The following is a 20,302-nucleotide window of genomic DNA, read 5'->3' on the forward strand; positions in this document are numbered from 1 at the left end:
TTTTTTGAGTGATAAACATGTCTTATACTACTTTTAGCCGAAACCATAATAACCAAATGCAAGAGCCAATGTTTTTTGGCCAAACTGTAAACGTATCTCGTTACGACCAACAAAAATACCCAATTTTTGAAAAGTTAATTGAAAAGCAACTGTCTTTCTTTTGGCGTCCTGAGGAAGTAGATGTAAGTAAAGACCGTTTAGACTTTCAAGCATTACCAGATCACGAAAAGCATATATTTTTAAGCAACTTAAAATACCAAACACTGCTTGATAGTGTACAAGGTCGTTCGCCAAACGTGGCTCTACTTCCAATTGTATCGCTACCAGAGCTTGAAACATGGATAGAAACGTGGGCGTTCAGTGAAACAATTCACAGCCGCTCATACACGCATATTATCCGTAACGTAACACAAGCACCTGAGCTTATTTTTGATGACATTGTTAGCAACGATAAAATTAGCGAACGTGCTGATGCCGTAACTAAATACTACGATGACTTAATTAACTCTGTATCGCTTTACAACTTATACGGTGAAGGCAAACACGAGATTAACGGTAAAACAGTTATCATTAATTTATTTGAGCTTAAAAAGAAACTTTACCTGGCTATGATGTCAGTAAATATTCTTGAAGCGATTCGCTTTTACGTAAGCTTTGCATGTTCGTTTGCATTTGCTGAGCGCGAGCTAATGGAAGGTAACGCTAAAATCATCAAGCTAATTGCACGCGATGAAGCACTTCACCTTTCTGGTACTCAGCATATTTTAAACATTATGCAAGACGGTAAGGACGATCCAGAAATGGCGATTGTTGCTGCCCAGTGCCGCGACGAAGCAATTAAAATGTTTGTTGATGCTGCAGAGCAAGAAAAAGAGTGGGCCGAATACTTATTTAAAGATGGTTCGATGATTGGCTTAAATAAACATATTTTATGTCAGTACGTTGAATACATTACCAATGCACGTATGACTGCGATTGGTTTGCCAGCACAGTTTGAAAATAACAGTAACCCTATCCCGTGGATAAACTCGTGGTTAGTGTCTGATAACGTGCAAGTAGCACCACAAGAAGCAGAAATAAGCTCATACCTTGTTGGTCAAATAGACTCTCAAGTTGATGCATCAGAATTTGGTGATTTTGATTTATAATGAGTGACAAGTCTACTGCAAGCATAACGCTTGCAGAAAACAGCCAGTGTATAGAATTTACCGCTGGCTGCCCTTCTCTTTTACACTGCTTAGAATCCATGAAAATAGACGTCGCATTCCAATGCCGTGAAGGCTATTGCGGCGCTTGTAGAGCAACTTTAGTATCAGGCAGTGTTGAGTATAACGAAGAGCCACTTGCGTTTGTACGTGAAGGCGAAATACTGTTGTGCTGCTGTAAACCCAATGGCAATGTAAGTATTGCTCTGAAATAAAAATCAATACTTACATCCATCGTTTATTAAACTTATCAATAGTGTGGAACGAACCGGTAATGTCCGGTAATTTTATAATCAAAAAGCATATCGCTTTTTTGCGGACCACGCCCTATATTATGCACAATAAGTGGGTTACCCGTATCTTGAGATAACTCATTAATCACCATACCTATATGAGGTAAATTACCTGGTAACATCCACGTTACTATATCGCCGGTTTTATAATCACTCACTTTGTTGGATTTACTCAATACGTTTGCATGGCGCTCAAAGTAAGCTTGTAAATTTGGAACACGTCGGTGATCTATATTTTTATCAGGCTTAGTTAAGCCCCAAATACGTTTAGATGGATACAGCGCAAAGTTTTTTTGCATGTCTTCATGCACGAGCTTCTGTAAATCAACACCTAACTTTCTGTAACTTCTAATTATTACATCGGTGCACACACCTATATTTTTAGGTACATCCCCACCAGGGTAGTCAATAGAGCGATAAGCGCCGTCGTAAGTCACATCATGAGTTGTACGCTCAAGCAGAGCTGAAACAATATCTTCTTCAAACGATGCTGCATTACTATTTATACACGCTAAAGTAAGTAAACACCCAATAATTCTGTACATATAAACTCCTTTAAATCTAAAATTGAGTTACAGCGTTTGGGCTACGTGCCTAAGCACGTCTATTTTATTGCCTTTACTTGCAAATTGCGTATCCAGCGCATATGCCATTTTTTCAAGCGGAGCGTCGTTATATCCTACATGTTGGATTTCGCTAATGTAACGCATCATAAACGCGTCAGGACCAAGTTTAAGCCACTGCGCTACATGCACAAGCTCATGAAAATGAACCCTCAAATCTTTTGCAACCTCAGGAAGTAGGTAATAGGTATTTTTATACGTTATACCCGCCGCGTCCATATCGACAAAATCACCTAGACCCATTTCTCGCAGACCCGCAAAGTCAGGTTTTGGTATTTTATAAACAACGTAAAAGGCATTTTTTAAAAATTCGACAGGATAAAACCCTGCAAACTCACTAGCAAATTTCTCACAGCTAATTCTTTGGGTTTTATATTTAATATTTGTTGCATCAATCCATTGTTCTATTTGTTCGAGCACGTCCTTTCTCCAAAATACTAGCTTAACGCTGTACACATTCTGTAAGCTAACAAATTAATAATAACAAAAGTAAATTAACGAATCTCTTTTTTAAATTACAAAAAGCTGCTAAAAAACCACTTACCCTCTAATCAACTATATATTTGGTAATGTGCTTTAAAAACACAGGTATTGTTACTGTGTCCTTATTAGTAATAACTTGTAATTATTAACTGAATGCAATTGTGTAAATAACGGGTCTGGTAAATTAATAAAACGTCATTACCAAAAATAACGAGTTTACCTATGCCCCCAGATATACAAAAAATTCTTAAAGTAAAACCTGCTCACATCGTCTCATTTATTGTGTTTTTATTAGTTTCAATATCTACGTTTACCGCTCAAGTATATGCCGCTGATGCTGTATGGCCTTCAAAAACCACTTACAAATATGCAAATGTAAATGGTAAAAAGATATTTTACCGAGAAGCTGGCGCGCAGCATAAGCAAACCATTGTACTTTTACATGGGTATCCGTCGTCTTCACACAGCTACCGAGAATTCATCCCACTCTTATCAGGTCGTTATCATGTGATTGCACCTGATTATTTAGGCTCTGGTTATAGCGCACGCCCAAACCCAAAAACTCAAAAATATACTTTTTAATTTCTAGCTCAATACGTTGAAGGATTACTAACAACACTTAAAGTAAAGCACTACAGCCTTTATATACAGGACTTTGGAGCTCCTGTGGGCTTTAGAATGTTGTTAAATAACCCAAATAAACTTGATGCACTTATTGTACAAAATGGTAATGCGTATTTAGAGGGGCTAACCCTACCGAGGCAAGCTTTTTTTAAAGCCGCGAATGAGGACAAATCACAAGCGCAGAGTGATAAAATTTATTCGTTCACGTCTAATAAAGCCATTATTAATAAGCAATATTTACGAGACGTACAAAGTAACCCAGAAGTAATGAGCCCTGATAGCTGGACGCACGATCTTCACTTTTTACAAACTAAATCCGATAGAGTAATTCAAGTACAATTGCTACAAGATTACTACAATAACCTTCTCGACTACCCTAAATGGCAAGCTTATTTACGCAAGTACCAACCAGTAACATTAATTGTATGGGTAAAAACGACCCTGCGTTTATAGCCGCAGGCGCTAAAGCATATTTAAAAGATGTACCGAACGCTGAAATACATTTACTCGATTCAGGACACTTTAGTGTTGAAGAATAACCAGTTGAGATTGCAAAGTACATTGTGAACTTTATGGATAAGCTATAAATAGCGGAAATAAAAAACGCTGAGGGTATAAACCATCAGCGTTTCATTAAATTGTACTAACTTAAGCTAAATCCAAAGAAATAGTATTTAATATGGGTAACTGTCAGATCAAGTCTGAGCTAGTAAATTTTAAGTATTTAACCTTCTTCTTCAATAAGTGACTCTAGTAGATCGTGTATTTCAGCTTTAAGCTCTTTATCTTCAATTTTATTAGCACTAACCTTAGCATTTTGAAGATTTTTAATAGCCTCGTCTTTTTGACCAAGTTCTAGCTGCAGTGTAGCCATTGAAAAAGAAACTGATGACATGTGATCTTTGTTATTAATCGCAACAGACTTTTCTAATGCTTTTTCATAAGTCGTGATTGCCTCTTCTAGCTCTTCGGTAAAATCAGCCAAAGTTTCCCATTGTACTGGGTGATCTTTTGAGGTATTTTCGTTTTCTATACAAATCGCTTTTAATTGAGCAAATAAAGATTCAAATTTTTCTCGATTATTTTTGTTAGCCGCCGCCATTAAATCTTCTGCTAGATCATGTACCGCTTTATATATTTTTGTATTCATCATCACTGGTTATCCTTTAGTGCAACTAAACTAATTTACTGACTCAATTTAGCTAAAATGTATCATTACAGTCATTATAAAATGTATTTAAACAACTGATTTATTTAATTTGGTGTATAGCGTAATAATACATTAATAATGAACATCGCGTAGGCGTTAAACACACTGTAATTAAACTTTATCGCAATTACTCTTAGTAACCTCACACACTGAATAAACTTGCAACCCAATCCAACGTAAAGATGGTCGTAAACACTTTAAGTGCAATGACAACTATAAATAATAAGATGATTGCCGCTTTGGCTTTACTACTTTTGAGGTTGTTCCAATATAATAACTTTGCATTAAATTCTGTTTTTAACTTAGTAACAGCTTCTTTCATAATTACATCCTACTTAGGGATCCCGCTCAGCAACATTTAATAACTACAAAGCTGCCCAAGCAGGTTTCATAATATTTTTCGCCACCTTAGAGTAAAGCATTAAATAAAGCCTGTACTATATAAAATGTAACAAGGGGTTTTAACTTAAGTTATTGTATCTAACTTTTTTACACACCCAAAAAGCAAACACTGGGGCAATTCAGTAGAGCGTTAATAATAAATTTGGTGCTACACTAATACCTAACTTAAATGTGTTAACAGCCAACTAAATTAGCAAATTATGAAAGAGTGCAACCAGTGTGGTAAATGCTGTATTAAATATGGTGGCGGCGACTTAAGCGCAACGAAAGAAGAAATAGGTTTATGGGAGCTCTTTAACCCCGAAATTTATGAGTACGTTAAAAACAACGAAATTTGGTTTGACCCAAAAACAGGCTTAAGACTTCAAGTGTGCCCATTTTTAGAAATTGCGCCTAAAAAGGAGCCTCTCGCTAAAAATATGTATACCTGCAGTATTTACCTTGACCGTCCAGAAGACTGCCGTCACTACCCTAGCCTTATTTCAGAGATGATCCGCGACGAATGCGAAATGATTGAATCTATAGATATAACAAACCAGACAAGAGCGCAGCATAAACTAGATTTGATAATGATAGATAGCCGCTCTTAAATACCCAGATAAACCTGCAGCGCTATGAGTCTCGCACTTAAATAAATAAGTATTTCTATTAACATACCTATTATTATAATTTTTATAAAATTGGTTTAATCGTCATTTTTAGATCATTCATCGCAAAACACAAAGTTATACTATAACATTGTTGATTCACTGATTTTGCGGTGTTATATTATATCACAACATAATAACCGCGAACCAATATATCCATGACAAAGTTAACATTAATCTCCTCTGCTATTTTTTCTGTTTTATGTTCTCAATCAGCTTTGGCTGCCACTGTTACTGGTAAAGTAATGGATGATAAAAATCAACCAATCAAAAATGCCTCAATTCATGTGCATGGCAAAAACCAAAGCGTTAAAAGTAATGATTTAGGCGAATTTGCTATAGAAATCGATGCAAATAGCCAATTACATATTAGTAAAGACAACTACGTAGACTCTCGTATTGCTGTAAGCGAATCTTCAAATAACCTGTCTGTATCGCTTAAACCAACATCAGTTGAGACAGTGGTTGTTTATGCCTCTGCACTTCATAAAAATAGCCTCGAGATGATATCGCCAGTAAGCGTGCTCTCAGGTGATGAATTAAGAAATAAATCTAAACCAACTCTTGGTGAAACGCTAAAAGGTTTACCAGGCGTAAATGCAAGTTACTTTGGCCCTGTATCATCAAGCCCAATTATTCGTGGTTTAGATGGCCCTCGCGTTAAAATCACACAAAACGGATTAGATGCCAGCGATGCATCACGTATTGGCCCAGACCATGCGACATCAAGCGATAGCCTAGCAGCAGAACAAATTGAAGTATTACGTGGCCCAAGTACCCTACTTTATGGCTCTGGTGCAATTGGCGGTGTTGTAAACGTGGTTGATAACCGCATTCCTACAGACAATATCGACGAGCTTATGGGTGCTGCTGAATACAGCCACGATACAGTGTCAAACTCAAACACAGTAGCTGCAAAACTTGAAACAGGTAATGAAGGCTTTAACTTTCATTTTGATGGCACTAAGCGCAGTGGCGATGATTACCAAACACCTACCTTTACTATTGCCGACGATGATGGCGATGTAGAAACAGAGAATTCTGTAGAAAATACTTTTATTGATAGCGAAACACTCAACTTTGGTACCAGCTATGTTGGCGATCATTTAACGATTGGTTTTTCTTACGGTAGTATTGATACTGATTACGGTATTCCTGGGCATGAGCATCATCACGATCACGAAGGTGAAACTGAAGAAGAGCATGCAGAACATGAAGATGAAGCAGCTGAAGAGCCGGTTTATGCACATTTAGAGCAAGATCGCTGGCAAGGGCTTGTAAGTTACGCCCTTCATAATAACTGGATTGAAACCATCAACCTACGTGTTGGCTATACAGATTACTCGCACAGCGAAATTGAAGATGGCGAAATTGGTACTACTTTTAAAAATAAAACGACTGAAGCACGTTTAAATGTAGAGCATAAGTTTGCTGATTGGCACGGAATGATGGGCTATCACTACAGCGATTCTGACTACGATGCAATTGGTGAAGAAGCCTTTACACCCGCAAGTGTAACTACAACTAACGCATTATATTTACTAGAAGAGCGTGAATTTGGCGACGTTACAATTGAACTTGGCGCACGTGTTGAAGATTACAAAATTGAAAGCCAAATCACGGCACACGAGCATAGCCACGATGAAGTAGAAATAGATCACAGCGACGAAGAAACCATTGGGTATAACGAAAGTTTTACCAATTTAAGTGCCTCTGCTGGTGCCATTTGGCAATACAAGCCGGGTCATAGTATCGCTACAAGTATTTCTCATTCAGAACGAGCACCGCTTTCGGCAGAACTTTTATCTAACGGCTTACACATTGCAACTGGCACTTACGAGCTAGGCCTTGGTTACAATATTGAAGATAATGAAGCGCATTTTGAGCCAGAAAATATCAAGCAGGAAACTTCAACAAACTTAGATTTAAGCTTTAGACGCTTTAGCGGTGATTTTGGTTACACCGTTAACTTTTTCTATAACGATATCAAAAACTTTTATTTTCAAGAAAATACGGGTTTAGTTTACGATGAAGAAGATGGTTTAGAATCAGCTATTGGTGCACATGACGATGCTGTTGCGGTTTATCAGTTTACAAGTAAAGACGCAGAGCTTTATGGAATTGAGTTTGACGCGCATTACCAAGTAACACCAAGCGCTATGGTTAAAGTATTTGGTGACTCAACTCGTGCAAAACTAAAAGACGACGAAGGTAATTTACCACGTATCCCTGCCAATAAATTAGGCTCTGAGTTACAGTACGATTTAGGTGACTTACAACTAACATTAACGGGTACTCATTACTTTGATCAAAACGATGTAACTGCCTTTGAAACTCAAACTGATGGCTATACGTTATTTGATGCACAAGCTAATTACCAATTAGGTTTAGGCAGTGTCGATGCACAGCTGTATATAAACGTTGATAACATTACTGATGAGTTAGGTTTTGTACATAGCTCATTTATTAAAGATAAAGCCCCACTACCTGGCAGAAACTTCCGCTTTGGTGTTCGTGGCTATTTTTAATAATTAAAAGTACTTTTAGTTTATAAACCGCATTTTATTAATGCGGTTTTTTATTTTTAGAATAGATAATATCGATCGGCAATAATACTTGATCAATTCAAGGGATTAAACTTTGCACTAACTGCGTAAAAATTATGATATACGACTGCATGGATGCAAAAGGTAGAGCAATGCAGGAGCAATTAGTGATAACAATTAGTTAAAAAAGTTTTTGCCTTGTTATCAACCCTATTTTCTTAGCGCAAAATAGATCACTTAATTAATCGAATTGGTATAAAACACTTAGATTACAGACACAAAAAAGCCGTATTCAGATTGAATACGGCTTTTTAAACTCTTAATTTTAAAATTTATTTAAATTAAGAAATGATTTCGTGTAGTTCAACGTCAAATACAAGCGTTGAGAAAGGTGCGATTGCAGCACCTGCGCCACGTTCACCATAAGCAAGCTCATGAGGAACGTAGATACGCCATTTAGTACCTACAGGCATCATTTGTAATGCTTCAGTCCAGCCTTTGATCACGCCACCAACTGGAAATTCAGCTGGTTGACCGCGCTCGTATGAGCTATCAAACACAGTACCGTTAATTAGTGTACCGTGGTAATCAACACGTACTGTAGACTCGGCTGTTGGCTTTTCGCCTTCGCCAGTCGCTAGTACTTCGTATTGAAGACCAGACTCAGTTACTGTGATTTCAGGACGTTTTGCGTTTTCTTCTAAGAATGCAATACCTTCGGCAGAAAGTACTTTAGATTCTTCTTCACGACGAGCTTGGATCTCTTCGTTAATCTTTTCGAATGCAGCTTGAATCTCAGGGATCTCAACTTGAAATGCGCTACCAGCGTACGCATCTTTCATGCCTTCAAATACTGAATTTAGGTTTAAGCCTTCAAAAGGATTAGACTTAAGTTGCTCACCCATTTGTAAGCCAATACCGTAACTTGCTTTTTCAGCATCTGTAGTAAAATTATCTGACATAATGTGTTTTTCACGTTTTGTTAGTTAAAAGACACGTATATGCTATCACAAAATAAACCCCGTTTGGGGCTAGTTTTTGCTGAGTTTTAGCTTAATTAGGCCAACAATATAACTACAAAGCGGTAAAGTGAATAAAATTCCAACAAGTAAAGGAATAGCTAATAATCCAGATTCACCAGACAATAAAAATGGCACTGCAACTAAGCCTACTAAACCAATAAAAGCAGAGCCAATTACTGGCCAATGTTTATCATATTTAGTAATAAGATGGGCAGCCAAAATATTAAAACCAAGACCATAAGCAAAAGCGGTAATTAATGGATATTCTGGCTGTGCGTCGACCGCCATTTTTGCCAACAAGCTAATAGCACTTTGATAGCAGTAACCAAATACCACCCATAATAAAAGATGTTTTATTAATAGCTGTGAGGTTGATAGGTTCGTTGCTTTAGTCATTAATTAAACTCCACAAAGCAAAAAACCGCCTATAAGGCGGTTTTTTTAAATAATGGTGGAGAGATAGGGATTTGAACCCTAGATGGGCTATAAACCCATGCCGGTTTTCAAGACCGGTGCATTCGACCACTCTGCCATCTCTCCGTACGGCGCGAATAATATGGTTAAACGTGTTACTTGTAAAGAGCTAAATATAAATTAATCGTAAATAATAATTAAACGATTAAAAACAAGTCACATTGCGCTTTTGTTAAGCTAATTACTTCAACACGCTTATTAATTCAATACTCAGTAATATTGTTTAGGCCTGCGAGCAATCCAAGAACAAATTAAACAAGCCAATAAACTCAATGCCGCGAATGTTACACTTTGAAAAATTAAGTCAAATCGATTTAAATCATCACTTGGCACTATTACAAACATAAAAGCGGGGAGTACACTTAGCGCTAAAACATAACAACACACTTTAAATGCCCGTCCAAAGTCAAAACGTTTAGACTGTTGCATCCACAAAGTTAACAGTATTAGCATACCTATTGCAGAGCCTGCTATAAAATGCGCTGCATTTGTACTCATTGCAACATACAAGGTTACAAAAGCACCAACAATTCCCCAAATTGACCACGCAAGCCAGTTTTCTTTTTCCTGTAAAAATAAATTTCCCATTGTTTTCGTCTTCTTTATCGTTATTTTTATTAAGACTTTCCATAATGTATCAAAAAACAACCGATTAAAAAACAAACTGAAGAAGAATTATTAACTTTTGTGCTTCCAAGCGCTTCTCACAGCCAAACCACTAACTCTTTTATACTACTCTTGGTAACCTTAATGAATTATGACTATGCAAATTGCATAAAGTTCATACTATTTCACAAATTACTAAAATAATGTTCTGGTTTATGGCGAGGTGACTTTTTACACTCGACTTGAGGAGTACCTATGTATAAGTACCCTACAATTTCATCTTGCTCATGTAAGTTAAGCGCTTTTTTGACTGCTCTACTTTGTGCAAAGTAACCTGTGCGCCAAACACCACCTAAACCTTGAGCAAATGCAGCTTGTTGCATTGCTAATACACTGCAGCCTGCACTTTGTACCTGCTCGATACGAGGAACTTTTGGGTGTTCTTGATATTTAGCAATTGCTATTACAATCATAGGCGCACGAAGGGGAAGCTCTTTAGCACGGTTAATTACTTTTTCTGTCTGTTGCTCTGCCACTGCACTTTGATGGTAAATTTCACCCAGTTTATTGCGTGCATCACCTTGAGCAATGATGAACTGCCACGGTGCTATACAGCCATGATCAGGAACACGTAATGCTGCTTGCTTAATTATGTCGAGCTGCTCAGGCGTAGGGCCCGGCTCTGTTAGTTTAGAGTCTGATTGGCGAGTAAGTAAAAGCTCGATAGCGTTCATAACGATTCCTCAAAATTCAAAACGATAGAGTAACATTTAAAACCTTAAATAATAAATACCGAGAAATTAAAATGCAAAACGGCCGCAAAGGGTCAACTATGCAGCCGTTAATAAAATACATTTAATGCGCTATTTTTTTATAACGTTTCGCTTTAACCAGTAATCAAAACTAACAAAACGCCCACCGCCCATAAAAAATAAACTTAAGAGCATAGCAAAATAAATTGCCGAAAATTCTATGCCATTATTTAAAATAGATGGTTTACCTTTTTCGTATAGGTAATCAGGAAAGCCGTGCTCTTCAACTAAGTCTCGAATTTTTCCTATCCTGTCTTGTACTTCTAATGAGTTTTCGAGGCTTTCTTTTGCACCTGGGATAGATAACCAATCAAGTACTTGCGCAGCACTTGTTTCTGGATTAGTCGGCGCTATTGCAAACCACCCGTTATGCCAATGTACTGAAGTAGCCGCTACAACCATTGTGAACATAAGCGGGATACTGACTAAGCGAGTTAAAAGGCCAAATAATAACAACCAACCACCTAAAAATTCACTCCATCCAGCTAAGAAGGCTAGTAAATCAGGAAACGGTAAGCCTAAACCCCATTCACTATTACCAAACCATTGAACGACATCAGGCGATGCTAAAAAGTTATTTAGAAAGCCTTCTGTTTCAGTACTTATAGCAAGTTTGTTATAACCTGCGATGATCATAACGGGAGCTAAAATTAAGCGAAATAGTAAAGCAGGTAAACCATCTAAAAACGATAGTTTACCCAATATTATGTTATAAAAACTGATTAGTTTATTCATGCGTATCCTGTGTGTTCAATGTTTATTAAGTTATAGACTATAAACAAAAAAGACCGTATAGATTGATAAACTATTTCAATTTATTTACAAAGGTTAAATACTTCTCGCCACTTGTAGAGCTTCAAAAATAGCGCGTTTAGCATCAATTGCAGCAGCCAATTTAGCTCCGCCTATCACATGCACTTTTGCGTTATCTGTGTAACCTTCTAGCACTTCGCTATTAGAAACCTGACCAATACACGCAATAACAGTATCTACCGGCAGTACTTGAACTTCTCCAGCAACATTAATTGTTAACCCATTCTTATCAAAACTTTGATATTGGCAGTCAGCAATTTGTTTAACACCATGCTGTTTAGCAACTTGGCGATGTATCCAACCAGTGGTTTTACCAAGCTCACTACCAAAACGACCCGAACTGCGTTTTAACATATACAATTGGCGCTCGTCTTTATGAGGTTGTGCATCACACTCAATCCCCCATTGCGTTTTAAACTCGCTAATAGATTGTGATTTATGTTCACTTAAAAAAGCAACCATATCAAAACCAATACCGCCAGCACCTAAAATAGCGATTGATTTGCCCAGTTCTACTTCGCCGCGTATGACTTCGTCATAAGCAAACACACGCTTATCATCACTACATTTAATAGAGGCTTCACGCGGCCTAACGCCTGTTGCAAAAACAATATCATCATAATCTTTAAGCATTGAATCGTCGTAAGCTTTACTAAGCTCCACAGTTACTTTTAATCGCTCGAGCTCATTGGTGAAGTAAGTAAGTGTATGGTTAAAGTCTTCTTTACCCGGTATTTGCATGGCTAAATTAAATTGACCGCCCATTTGCGATTTTTGATCAATTAACGTGACGTTATGCCCTTTTTGAGCCAAGTAACAACTTACTGATAAACCAGCAGGACCTGCACCGACAACTAATACATTTTTAGCTTTAGCTGCTTGCTCTAGCGGGTAATCTAGCTCAAATGCAGCTTGTGGATTAACTAAACACGTAGCACGTTTATTTTTAAATACGTGATCTAGACAACCCTGGTTACAGCCAATACAAATATTGATTTGTTTAGATTGATTGTTTACGTACTTATTAAAAAACTCAGGATCAGCTAATAATGGACGTGCCATCGAAATTAAATCAGCCTCGCCTGCATTTAAAATATCGTTAGCAATTTCTGGAGTATTAATTCGGTTAACAGCAATCACAGGGACATTAACTACGTCTTTTAAACGCTTTGATGCTTCTTTAAATGCACCCGGTGGCACCATACTCGCAATAGTCGGTACACGCGCTTCGTGCCAACCAATACCAGTGTTAAATATATCAACACCCGCTTTTTCAAGTTCGGTAGCCTGAATAACAACTTCCTCTGGTGTTGAACCGTTTGGAATCAAATCAATGACCGACAATCTAAAAATAATTAAGAATTTTTCAGATACTTTTGCTCTTACAGCTTTAACTATTTCAAGCGCAAGTCGCATTCTATTTTCTAAGCTGCCACCAAACTCATCATCGCGTTTATTGGTATGAGGCGCCATAAACTCATTAATCAAATACCCTTCAGAACCCATGACTTCTACGCCATCGTAGCCGGCTTTTTCAGCCATATAGGCAGAATGCGCAAAGTCTTTAATTGTTTTTTTAATCGAGCCAAGCGACATCGCTTTAGGTTTATAAGGATTAATAGGTGCTTTTATTGCACTTGGTGCTTGATTGAAAGGATGGTATGCATAACGTCCAGCATGTAATAATTGCAAACAAATTTTTCCACCGTGTTTATGCACAGCATCTGTGTAAGCGCGATGCTTAAACACATCGTAATAACTATTAAATGAGGAAGAAATAGGTGTTAGCTTGCCACGTAAATTAGGGCTGTATCCGCCTGTAATTAACATCGCGGTGCCACCTTTTGCACGTGCTTCATAAAATGCACGTAAGCGTTTGCGGTTATGCCAGCCCTCTTCAAGGCCTGTATGCATTGAGCCCATAACCAAGCGGTTACGTAATTGTGTGTGTTTTAGTTGTAATTGTTGTTCTAACATCTTGTGCCCCGTTAACTGGTCTAACCTGTATACATTAGCTAATTCTGCTTTAATGGCAAGTAATAAGCAATATGTGCATGCATTTAATTAAAAATAGCAGTAAAAACTTACGTTTATATAGGTTCATAAACACTTCGTTACGATTTAGCAGTTAAATTTATTTTTATTCTAGGCTAAGATGGAACTAATGTATTAACTGTACCAAATTAAGGAGCTATTTTGATAGCAAAGGTATTTAAAGGTATTTGGGCTGGAATTAATTTTTCTCGTCGCTTAATACTAAACATTTTGTTTTTATTACTGGTAATTGTATTCTTTGTGTCACTCTCAAGTGACGATGATCAAATAATAGTTGAAAATGGCTCTGTACTCAGGCTTAACTTAAATGGCCCTATTGTTGAAGAGAAAACATATATAGACCCAGTTGAAGCCGCAATTAGTGATGCAACTTCTGGTTCTGAAGCACCAAGCGAAATATTACTCGACGATATTGTTGAAGTAATAAACGAAGCGACTAAAGACGATCGTATCTCGTTGATATTGCTTGATTTACAAGAGATGCCTAAAGCACATTTAAATAAACTTAAGCAAATTACAAAGGCTATTGATGCCTTCAAGCAAGCTGGCAAAAAAGTAATTGCATCGGGTTATTACTATACTCAAGCACAATACTATATTGCATCGCATGCTGACGAAATAGCTATGCACCCATACGGCAGCGTAGGTATTGAAGGTTATGGCATGTACCCGCTTTACTTTAAAGATGCACTTGAAAAGCTTGAAGTAACGCAGCATATTTTCCGTGTTGGTACATTTAAGTCAGCAGTAGAACCTTTTATTCGTAACGACATGTCCGATGCAGCTAAAGAAGCTAACCGCGTTTGGTTAGGCGCTCTTTGGAGCGAATACAAACAAGATGTTGCCGCTGTTCGCCCGTTTGATGAGTCAAATTTTGACGAAACAATGGACGTATATCTAGAAAAAATGAAAGCTGCCGATGGCGATGCAGGTAAATATGCACTTGATCACCAGTGGGTTGACTCTTTAAAAACAAATCAGCAAGTTCGTAAACAATTAATTGATTTAGTAGGCACACAAGAAGATGGTAAGACATTTAAGCAAGTTTCATTTCGTGAATACTTAAGCTTAATTAAACCGCCTATTGAAATTGATAACCCTATTACCGAAAAAGTAGCGGTAGTTGTTGCTAAAGGTACGATTGTTGATGGTGAGCGTAAAGCAGGCGAAATTGGGGGTGACTCTACAGCTGCCCTACTTCGTAAAGCACGCCTAGATGATAAAGTTAAAGCGGTTGTACTACGTATAGACTCTGGTGGCGGTAGTATGTTTGCCTCTGAAGTTATTCGTGCTGAAGTATTAGCCCTTAAGGCTGCTGGTAAACCTGTTATTGCTTCAATGAGTTCTGTGGCTGCATCAGGTGGTTATTGGATTGCCTCTGCTGCAAACGAAATTTGGGCAGCACCAAGTACAATTACAGGCTCAATTGGTGTATTTGGTACGTTTATGACATTTGAGAAAACCTTATCGAAAATTGGTGTTTATTCAGATGGCGTTGCAACAACCGAAATGGCTGGCTTTTCTATCACTCGTCCACTAAATGAAAAGATGGGTCAAGTAATTCAAATGAACGTTGAGGAAGCATACGGTCGCTTTTTAAATGTTGTTGCTGATGCGCGTAATATGACGCCTGAGCAGGTTGACAAAATTGCCCAAGGCCGCGTATGGATTGCATCTCAAGCACTTGAACTAGGTTTGGTTGATAAGCTAGGCGACAAACAAGGTGCGATTGAAGCCGCTGCTGCACTTGCCAAGCTTAATCATTATGAAGTTAAAACTATTAAACAAGATTTAAGCTCGCAAGAAAAAATGATTCAAAACATTTTTGGTAATGCGTCTATTAAATCTATGCTTGGTTTGCAAACACAAAAAACATCTGTGTTAGCAACACAAGCTAATTTACGAAGTGTTATTAACCAATTAAGTACTGAAGTTGAAAACCTTAAAGATTACAACGATCCACAAGGTGTATACGCACGCTGTTTAGTGTGTAACGTTGCACAATAAAAGTGCATAGCTTCACCTAATCAGCTGTATTTAAAGCTGCTTAACGTTATACTAGGCCCAGTTTTTTTACTGGGCTTTTTTTATGAAACGTAAACGCATTTATATCGCTTATACTGGCGGTACTATAGGTATGAAAAAATCGAGTCGAGGCTATATTCCAGCTGAAGGTTTTTTAACAGAAACCGTAGTGAATAACGCAGAATTTAATCGTGATGAAATGCCTTTGTTTGATATTCACGAATACTGCCCTCTTATAGATTCTTCAGACATGTCTCCAGAGCATTGGCAACTCATTGCTAATGATATCAAAGATAAATACCAAGATTATGATGGTTTTGTGGTGCTCCATGGCACTGATACTATGGCGTATACAGCCTCAGCGCTGTCATTTATGTTCGAAAATTTGACTAAACCTGTGATTGTAACCGGCTCACAAATTCCGCTCTCACAATTACGTTCTGATGGCCAAGTAAACTTACTTAATGCCATGTATTTAGCTGCAAATTATCCTATTGCTGAAGTAAGTCTCTTTTTTAATAACCAACTGTTTAGAGGTAATAGAGCAACTAAAGCACACGCGGATGGGTTTAATGCTTTTGCCTCGCCGAATCTAGACCCTCTCGCGTTATCGGGTATTAATATTCAACTTATTAAGGGTCAGCTTAGCCCATATGTTGAAAATGAGCTGCAAGTTACACCTATTACACCTCAACCTATCGGGGTGCTTTATTTGTATCCTGGCATTAGCCAAGAGGTAGTTAAAAGCTTGGTCAATGGCAATATTAAATCACTGGTGCTACTGAGTTTTGGTGTAGGTAATGCACCACAAGATCCGAGCTTTTTGTCAATACTCGAAGAAGCAAGTAAACGTGGCGTCGTAATTGTTAACTTAACTCAGTGTTTAAAAGGTCATGTAAACATGGGTGGCTATGCAACAGGTAATGCGCTATTAAATATTGGTGTAATAAGTGGGTACGATATGACTCTTGAAGCATGTTTAACTAAGTTACATTATTTATTTAGCCAAAAGCTTGAAGTCGAAACGATTCGTCATTTAATGCAAGATAACTTACGTGGTGAGTTGAGCCGTTAATTTTTAGCCTGTAAAAATACAAAAGGCACGCTAAATAGCGTGCCTTTATCGTTTTAAACAACTGTTTTTTATCTAACTTTAGCGTCTATATCTACTAAATCAGTTAAATGACACATTTCACCACTGTGGGTTTTTATGCCGTGCTCACCAAAGTAATCACGCTGGGCTTGAACTAAATGCCCATTACTCGGTGTAGTTAATGTTGCTAAATACGTTTGTGTAGCTCCCAATACAGGGAATGCTAAACCAGTCATTATTGCTTGACCGGTAATTTTTCGCAAAGAGTTAGACTCTTTTTCAAGAGTGTCAATAAATTCAACACCTTGTGCAACGCTATCAAGGTAGTCAGCACGAATTATACAACCAGCGCGCCACGTTTGAAGCGTTTTAGATAAATCTACTTTCCACTGATGAGTACGTGATGCACCTTTAATTAGCGCTAGACCTTGACGATACGCAAGTAAGCTTGCAAGTAAGAACGCGTCTTTTAGCTCTTCTAAATCAATTTCAACATTGTTCGTTGATTTAGATGCATATGTCATCTCTTGTGCAGCCGTTGTGTTGCATGCATTAGTTAAATGACGAGCTTGAACAGCAGCAACAAGTGAAGGGACAGCAATACCAAGTTCGAGTGCATTTTGCGCAGTCCAAAGACCAGTGCCTTTAGCGCCAACTTTATTATCAATTAAGTCCGCAAGCGGTACATTATTATGATTTTCAAGTGACAATATATGGCTAGAAATAGACAGTAAGTAACTATTTAATTGACCTTCTGACCAGTCATTAAATATCTCAGCTACTTCTTTTGGAGAACGATTAGTACCTAAACGAAGTAATTGGTACACTTCTGCAATAAGTTGCATCAGTGCGTATTCAATACCGTTGTGAACCATTTTTACAAAATGACCACTTGCTGATTGGCCAACACGTGCAAAACATGAATCGCCATTATAGCTAGCAGCTACTTTTTCAAACCATGGCTCAATACGTTCCCAACCACCTTCAGAACCACTTGCCATCATTGCAGGACCATGGCGAGCGCCTTCTGCACCGCCAGAAATTCCCATAGTGGCAAATTCAAATTTATTTTGGTATTTGAGTTTACGCGTTATACCGTCTTTATAATTACTATTGCCGCAATCGACTATCATATCGTTACAATTAACGCCGGCCTCTACAAGTTCATTACAAACTGTATCAACTAACTCACCAGCTGGAACAAGTAATAAAATAGAACGAGGTGCCTCTAAACGCCTTACCATGTCACTTAAATCAGAGACAATGTGAAGCCTATCAGCCATGCCTTGTGATTTGGCACAACTTAGTAACTCTTCACCCGCATGTGGGTTTTTATCATAAGCGACTAGCGTTATCCCTTTTTCAATCAAGTTTAGGGCAAGATTTTTTCCCATAACGCCTAACCCTACTAATGCAACTTGCATCTAGTGTCCTCCTCGGTAACAACTATTTGGTTAGAAAATTCAGTGTATAAATTAAATAATACCGCGTGCATTATACTCATACAGTCATAAAATACTAACTATGAGCCCATACAACATGCTTTTTTATTACAGATAAATAAGCTACGTAATTATATCAAACATCAATGCTCTCGGGGTGACTAAAAGCAACGCTAATTGAAATTAAGATCATTGACGCATTCTGACACCGGTGTCATAATGATGACACAATAGTTTTGTATAAAATAGTGGCAAACCTTTGAAGTTTGCACATAACTAAAATATTTTATTCTAATATAGATATTTTAAGTCAACAAAATAACGTCAACATGCTTTCACCAAGCAAACAGGAGAAATTGATGCTAAGACGCACGAAAATAGTCGCTACCCTTGGACCTGCTACCGATAGAGATAACAACTTAGAAAAAATTATTATCGCTGGGGCTAATGTAGTACGTTTAAACTTCTCACATGGTGTTGCCCAAGATCATAAAGACCGTGCACAAGCTGTACGCGATATTGCAAAAAGATTAGGCAAGCATATTGCTATCCTTGCTGACCTTCAAGGTCCTAAAATCCGCGTTTCTACTTTTAAAGAAGGTAAAGTAACGCTTGCTGTGGGTGCAAAATTTACCCTTGATGCAAAAATGGAAAAAGGCGAAGGCGACATAAACTCTGTAGGTATTGATTATAAAGAATTACCTAACGATGTAAGCCCTAACGATTTACTACTTCTAAACGATGGCCTTATTCAATTAAGTGTTGATGAAGTAGCTGGGCATTTAGTGCATTGTACAGTGACTGTTGGCGGTGTTTTATCTAACAATAAAGGTATTAACCGTTTAGGTGGTGGTTTAACTGCTCCAGCATTTACTGAAAAAGACAAAGAAGATTTAATAACTGCCGCTGAAATTGACGTAGATTACATTGCCGTATCATTCCCACGTAGTGGCGACGATATGCGCTACGTGCGCTCGCTTGCTGAAGCTGCTGGTTCAAAAGCACAGTTACTTGCTAAAATTGAACGTGCTGAAGCCGTTGAAACGCAAGAAGCTGTTGATGACATCATTTTAGCGTCTGACGCTGTAATGGTTGCTCGTGGTGATTTAGGTGTTGAAATTGGTGATGCTGCTCTTATGGGCAAACAAAAACTAATTATTCGTCGTGCTCGTTCATTAAACCGTACTGTAGTAACAGCAACGCAAATGATGGAATCGATGATCGATAACCCTATGCCTACACGTGCAGAAGTAATGGATGTTGCAAATGCTGTTCTTGATGGAACGGATGCAGTTATGCTTTCAGCTGAAACAGCTGCCGGTGATTACCCTGAAGAAACAGTTGCAACTATGGCACGTGTTTGTTTAGGTGCTGAATCTCAAAAAGAAACGCACGTTTCTAAGCACCGTTTAGATAGTCGCTTTTCTAACAATGCTGAATCAATTGCGCTTTCTGCTATGTATGCAGCTAACCACTTAGATTCGGTTAAAGCAATCATCACACTTACTGAATCTGGTAGTACGGCTAAATTAATGTCGCGTATCAGCTCAGGCTTACCAATCTACTCGCTTTCACGTCATGCGAGTACCTTAGGTCAAACTGCACTTTATCGTGGTGTTTACCCAGTATTTTTTGATTCTACAAAAACTGAAAAAGACGGTATGGTAAAAGCAGCGCTTGATACTTTAGTTTCTCAAGGTTCTTTACAGTCTGGCGATACAGTAATTATTACTCACGGTGACTCAATGGAAACTGTGGGTGCAACTAACACAATGAAAATTGTAACCGTTGCATAATACCAATTTTATTAAAAACATGATTATTCTATCGCATTAAATAGCGCTCTCACTGCGTTGAAAATTATTCATATAGAACAACTATATGTCATAATTTTCGCCTTATTATAGCGCTATTTACTTAGCGCTAT

20 protein-coding genes and 1 tRNA gene are annotated in these 20,302 nt (G+C 37.9%); 9 read left to right on the plus strand and 12 right to left on the minus strand.

What is annotated here, in order from left to right; translation table 11 throughout:
• Positions 1-17: 17 nt before the first annotated feature.
• Together nrdB and yfaE are read left to right on the plus strand one after the other, a co-directional pair.
• On the plus strand, positions 18-1,148 hold the full coding sequence (nrdB, locus tag H5089_RS01385; protein ID WP_002961159.1) for a class Ia ribonucleoside-diphosphate reductase subunit beta: 1,131 nt from the start codon (positions 18-20) through the stop codon (positions 1,146-1,148).
• Positions 1,148-1,420 carry a class I ribonucleotide reductase maintenance protein YfaE gene (gene yfaE, locus H5089_RS01390; protein WP_182711302.1) on the plus strand — a complete coding sequence of 91 codons (273 nt, stop codon included), beginning with the start codon at positions 1,148-1,150 and terminating at the stop codon, positions 1,418-1,420. The genes nrdB and yfaE overlap by 1 nt, the downstream gene beginning before the upstream one ends.
• Positions 1,421-1,455: 35 nt before the next feature.
• Here yfaE and H5089_RS01395 read toward each other — a convergent pair whose 3' ends face one another.
• On the minus strand, positions 1,456-2,043 hold the full coding sequence (locus H5089_RS01395) for a DUF1287 domain-containing protein (RefSeq protein ID WP_182711303.1): 588 nt from the start codon (positions 2,041-2,043) through the stop codon (positions 1,456-1,458).
• Positions 2,044-2,070: 27 nt separating this feature from the next.
• The gene (locus H5089_RS20200; protein ID WP_182711304.1) at positions 2,071-2,541 is read right to left on the minus strand and encodes a hypothetical protein; all 471 of its coding nucleotides are present in this window, start codon (positions 2,539-2,541) and stop codon (positions 2,071-2,073) included.
• A 285-nt stretch (positions 2,542-2,826) separates the two neighbouring features.
• Between H5089_RS20200 and H5089_RS20205 the strand changes: the two genes are divergently transcribed.
• Positions 2,827-3,186 (plus strand): alpha/beta fold hydrolase, encoded by a 360-nt coding sequence (locus H5089_RS20205; RefSeq protein WP_259396023.1) that lies wholly within the window; start codon positions 2,827-2,829, stop codon positions 3,184-3,186.
• Between the two features lie 96 nt (positions 3,187-3,282).
• A complete protein-coding gene (locus H5089_RS20210) occupies positions 3,283-3,681 on the plus strand; it encodes a hypothetical protein (RefSeq protein WP_259396024.1) in 399 nt (132 codons plus the stop codon).
• A gap of 271 nt (positions 3,682-3,952) precedes the next feature.
• On the opposite strand, the gene H5089_RS01410 is transcribed toward H5089_RS20210, so the two are convergent.
• Together H5089_RS01410 and H5089_RS01415 are read right to left on the minus strand one after the other, a co-directional pair.
• Positions 3,953-4,381, minus strand: a complete 429-nt coding sequence (locus H5089_RS01410; protein ID WP_002961147.1) for a hypothetical protein — start codon at positions 4,379-4,381, stop codon at positions 3,953-3,955.
• A gap of 199 nt (positions 4,382-4,580) precedes the next feature.
• Complete coding sequence (locus H5089_RS01415; RefSeq protein WP_002961145.1) at positions 4,581-4,760, minus strand: hypothetical protein; 180 nt, start codon at positions 4,758-4,760, stop codon at positions 4,581-4,583.
• A gap of 280 nt (positions 4,761-5,040) precedes the next feature.
• Between H5089_RS01415 and H5089_RS01420 the strand changes: the two genes are divergently transcribed.
• Positions 5,041-5,430 carry a YkgJ family cysteine cluster protein gene (locus H5089_RS01420; RefSeq protein WP_024597255.1) on the plus strand — a complete coding sequence of 130 codons (390 nt, stop codon included), beginning with the start codon at positions 5,041-5,043 and terminating at the stop codon, positions 5,428-5,430.
• A 215-nt stretch (positions 5,431-5,645) separates the two neighbouring features.
• Positions 5,646-8,015, plus strand: a complete 2,370-nt coding sequence (locus H5089_RS01425; protein WP_182711305.1) for a TonB-dependent receptor — start codon at positions 5,646-5,648, stop codon at positions 8,013-8,015.
• 359 nt (positions 8,016-8,374) lie between these two features.
• Here H5089_RS01425 and H5089_RS01430 read toward each other — a convergent pair whose 3' ends face one another.
• From H5089_RS01430 to H5089_RS01460, 7 genes are all read right to left on the minus strand, one after another.
• On the minus strand, positions 8,375-8,995 hold the full coding sequence (locus H5089_RS01430; RefSeq protein ID WP_002962890.1) for an FKBP-type peptidyl-prolyl cis-trans isomerase: 621 nt from the start codon (positions 8,993-8,995) through the stop codon (positions 8,375-8,377).
• Positions 8,996-9,064: 69 nt separating this feature from the next.
• On the minus strand, positions 9,065-9,451 hold the full coding sequence (locus tag H5089_RS01435) for a hypothetical protein (protein WP_024597253.1): 387 nt from the start codon (positions 9,449-9,451) through the stop codon (positions 9,065-9,067).
• A gap of 53 nt (positions 9,452-9,504) precedes the next feature.
• Positions 9,505-9,595: transfer RNA gene (locus H5089_RS01440), tRNA-Ser, on the minus strand.
• A 144-nt stretch (positions 9,596-9,739) separates the two neighbouring features.
• Positions 9,740-10,117, minus strand: coding sequence for a hypothetical protein (locus H5089_RS01445; protein WP_024596649.1), 378 nt, complete (start codon positions 10,115-10,117; stop codon positions 9,740-9,742).
• Between the two features lie 203 nt (positions 10,118-10,320).
• Positions 10,321-10,869, minus strand: coding sequence for an NAD(P)H nitroreductase (locus H5089_RS01450; protein ID WP_138489000.1), 549 nt, complete (start codon positions 10,867-10,869; stop codon positions 10,321-10,323).
• A gap of 129 nt (positions 10,870-10,998) precedes the next feature.
• On the minus strand, positions 10,999-11,682 hold the full coding sequence (locus tag H5089_RS01455) for a DoxX family protein (RefSeq protein ID WP_024596647.1): 684 nt from the start codon (positions 11,680-11,682) through the stop codon (positions 10,999-11,001).
• A 93-nt stretch (positions 11,683-11,775) separates the two neighbouring features.
• On the minus strand, positions 11,776-13,737 hold the full coding sequence (locus H5089_RS01460; RefSeq protein WP_182711306.1) for an FAD-dependent oxidoreductase: 1,962 nt from the start codon (positions 13,735-13,737) through the stop codon (positions 11,776-11,778).
• Between the two features lie 219 nt (positions 13,738-13,956).
• Between H5089_RS01460 and sppA the strand changes: the two genes are divergently transcribed.
• Together sppA and ansA are read left to right on the plus strand one after the other, a co-directional pair.
• Positions 13,957-15,822 (plus strand): signal peptide peptidase SppA, encoded by a 1,866-nt coding sequence (gene sppA / locus H5089_RS01465; RefSeq protein WP_182711307.1) that lies wholly within the window; start codon positions 13,957-13,959, stop codon positions 15,820-15,822.
• 82 nt (positions 15,823-15,904) lie between these two features.
• Positions 15,905-16,915, plus strand: a complete 1,011-nt coding sequence (gene ansA / locus H5089_RS01470) for an asparaginase (protein ID WP_002962901.1) — start codon at positions 15,905-15,907, stop codon at positions 16,913-16,915.
• 68 nt (positions 16,916-16,983) lie between these two features.
• On the opposite strand, the gene gndA is transcribed toward ansA, so the two are convergent.
• Positions 16,984-18,357 (minus strand): NADP-dependent phosphogluconate dehydrogenase, encoded by a 1,374-nt coding sequence (gndA, locus tag H5089_RS01475; RefSeq protein ID WP_024596644.1) that lies wholly within the window; start codon positions 18,355-18,357, stop codon positions 16,984-16,986.
• Between the two features lie 377 nt (positions 18,358-18,734).
• Between gndA and pyk the strand changes: the two genes are divergently transcribed.
• Positions 18,735-20,171, plus strand: a complete 1,437-nt coding sequence (gene pyk / locus H5089_RS01480; protein ID WP_007582689.1) for a pyruvate kinase — start codon at positions 18,735-18,737, stop codon at positions 20,169-20,171.
• Positions 20,172-20,302: the final 131 nt, after the last annotated feature.

The sequence above is a fragment of the Pseudoalteromonas sp. SR45-1 genome (assembly GCF_014163655.1).
Taxonomy (GTDB): domain Bacteria; phylum Pseudomonadota; class Gammaproteobacteria; order Enterobacterales; family Alteromonadaceae; genus Pseudoalteromonas; species Pseudoalteromonas distincta.

What these genes read in the sequence shown, in the direction of transcription:
- nrdB (WP_002961159.1), top strand. Translation starts at nt 18, where the DNA reads ATGTCTTATACTACTTTTAGCCGAAACCATAATAACCAAATGCAAGAG.
- yfaE (WP_182711302.1), top strand. Translation starts at nt 1,148, where the DNA reads ATGAGTGACAAGTCTACTGCAAGCATAACGCTTGCAGAAAACAGCCAG.
- H5089_RS01395 (WP_182711303.1), bottom strand. Translation starts at nt 2,043, where the DNA reads ATGTACAGAATTATTGGGTGTTTACTTACTTTAGCGTGTATAAATAGT.
- H5089_RS20205 (WP_259396023.1), top strand. Translation starts at nt 2,827, where the DNA reads ATGCCCCCAGATATACAAAAAATTCTTAAAGTAAAACCTGCTCACATC.
- H5089_RS20210 (WP_259396024.1), top strand. Translation starts at nt 3,283, where the DNA reads ATGTTGTTAAATAACCCAAATAAACTTGATGCACTTATTGTACAAAAT.
- H5089_RS01410 (WP_002961147.1), bottom strand. Translation starts at nt 4,381, where the DNA reads ATGATGAATACAAAAATATATAAAGCGGTACATGATCTAGCAGAAGAT.
- H5089_RS01415 (WP_002961145.1), bottom strand. Translation starts at nt 4,760, where the DNA reads ATGAAAGAAGCTGTTACTAAGTTAAAAACAGAATTTAATGCAAAGTTA.
- H5089_RS01420 (WP_024597255.1), top strand. Translation starts at nt 5,041, where the DNA reads ATGAAAGAGTGCAACCAGTGTGGTAAATGCTGTATTAAATATGGTGGC.
- H5089_RS01425 (WP_182711305.1), top strand. Translation starts at nt 5,646, where the DNA reads ATGACAAAGTTAACATTAATCTCCTCTGCTATTTTTTCTGTTTTATGT.
- H5089_RS01430 (WP_002962890.1), bottom strand. Translation starts at nt 8,995, where the DNA reads ATGTCAGATAATTTTACTACAGATGCTGAAAAAGCAAGTTACGGTATT.
- H5089_RS01435 (WP_024597253.1), bottom strand. Translation starts at nt 9,451, where the DNA reads ATGACTAAAGCAACGAACCTATCAACCTCACAGCTATTAATAAAACAT.
- H5089_RS01445 (WP_024596649.1), bottom strand. Translation starts at nt 10,117, where the DNA reads ATGGGAAATTTATTTTTACAGGAAAAAGAAAACTGGCTTGCGTGGTCA.
- H5089_RS01450 (WP_138489000.1), bottom strand. Translation starts at nt 10,869, where the DNA reads ATGAACGCTATCGAGCTTTTACTTACTCGCCAATCAGACTCTAAACTA.
- H5089_RS01455 (WP_024596647.1), bottom strand. Translation starts at nt 11,682, where the DNA reads ATGAATAAACTAATCAGTTTTTATAACATAATATTGGGTAAACTATCG.
- H5089_RS01460 (WP_182711306.1), bottom strand. Translation starts at nt 13,737, where the DNA reads ATGTTAGAACAACAATTACAACTAAAACACACACAATTACGTAACCGC.
- ansA (WP_002962901.1), top strand. Translation starts at nt 15,905, where the DNA reads ATGAAACGTAAACGCATTTATATCGCTTATACTGGCGGTACTATAGGT.
- gndA (WP_024596644.1), bottom strand. Translation starts at nt 18,357, where the DNA reads ATGCAAGTTGCATTAGTAGGGTTAGGCGTTATGGGAAAAAATCTTGCC.
- pyk (WP_007582689.1), top strand. Translation starts at nt 18,735, where the DNA reads ATGCTAAGACGCACGAAAATAGTCGCTACCCTTGGACCTGCTACCGAT.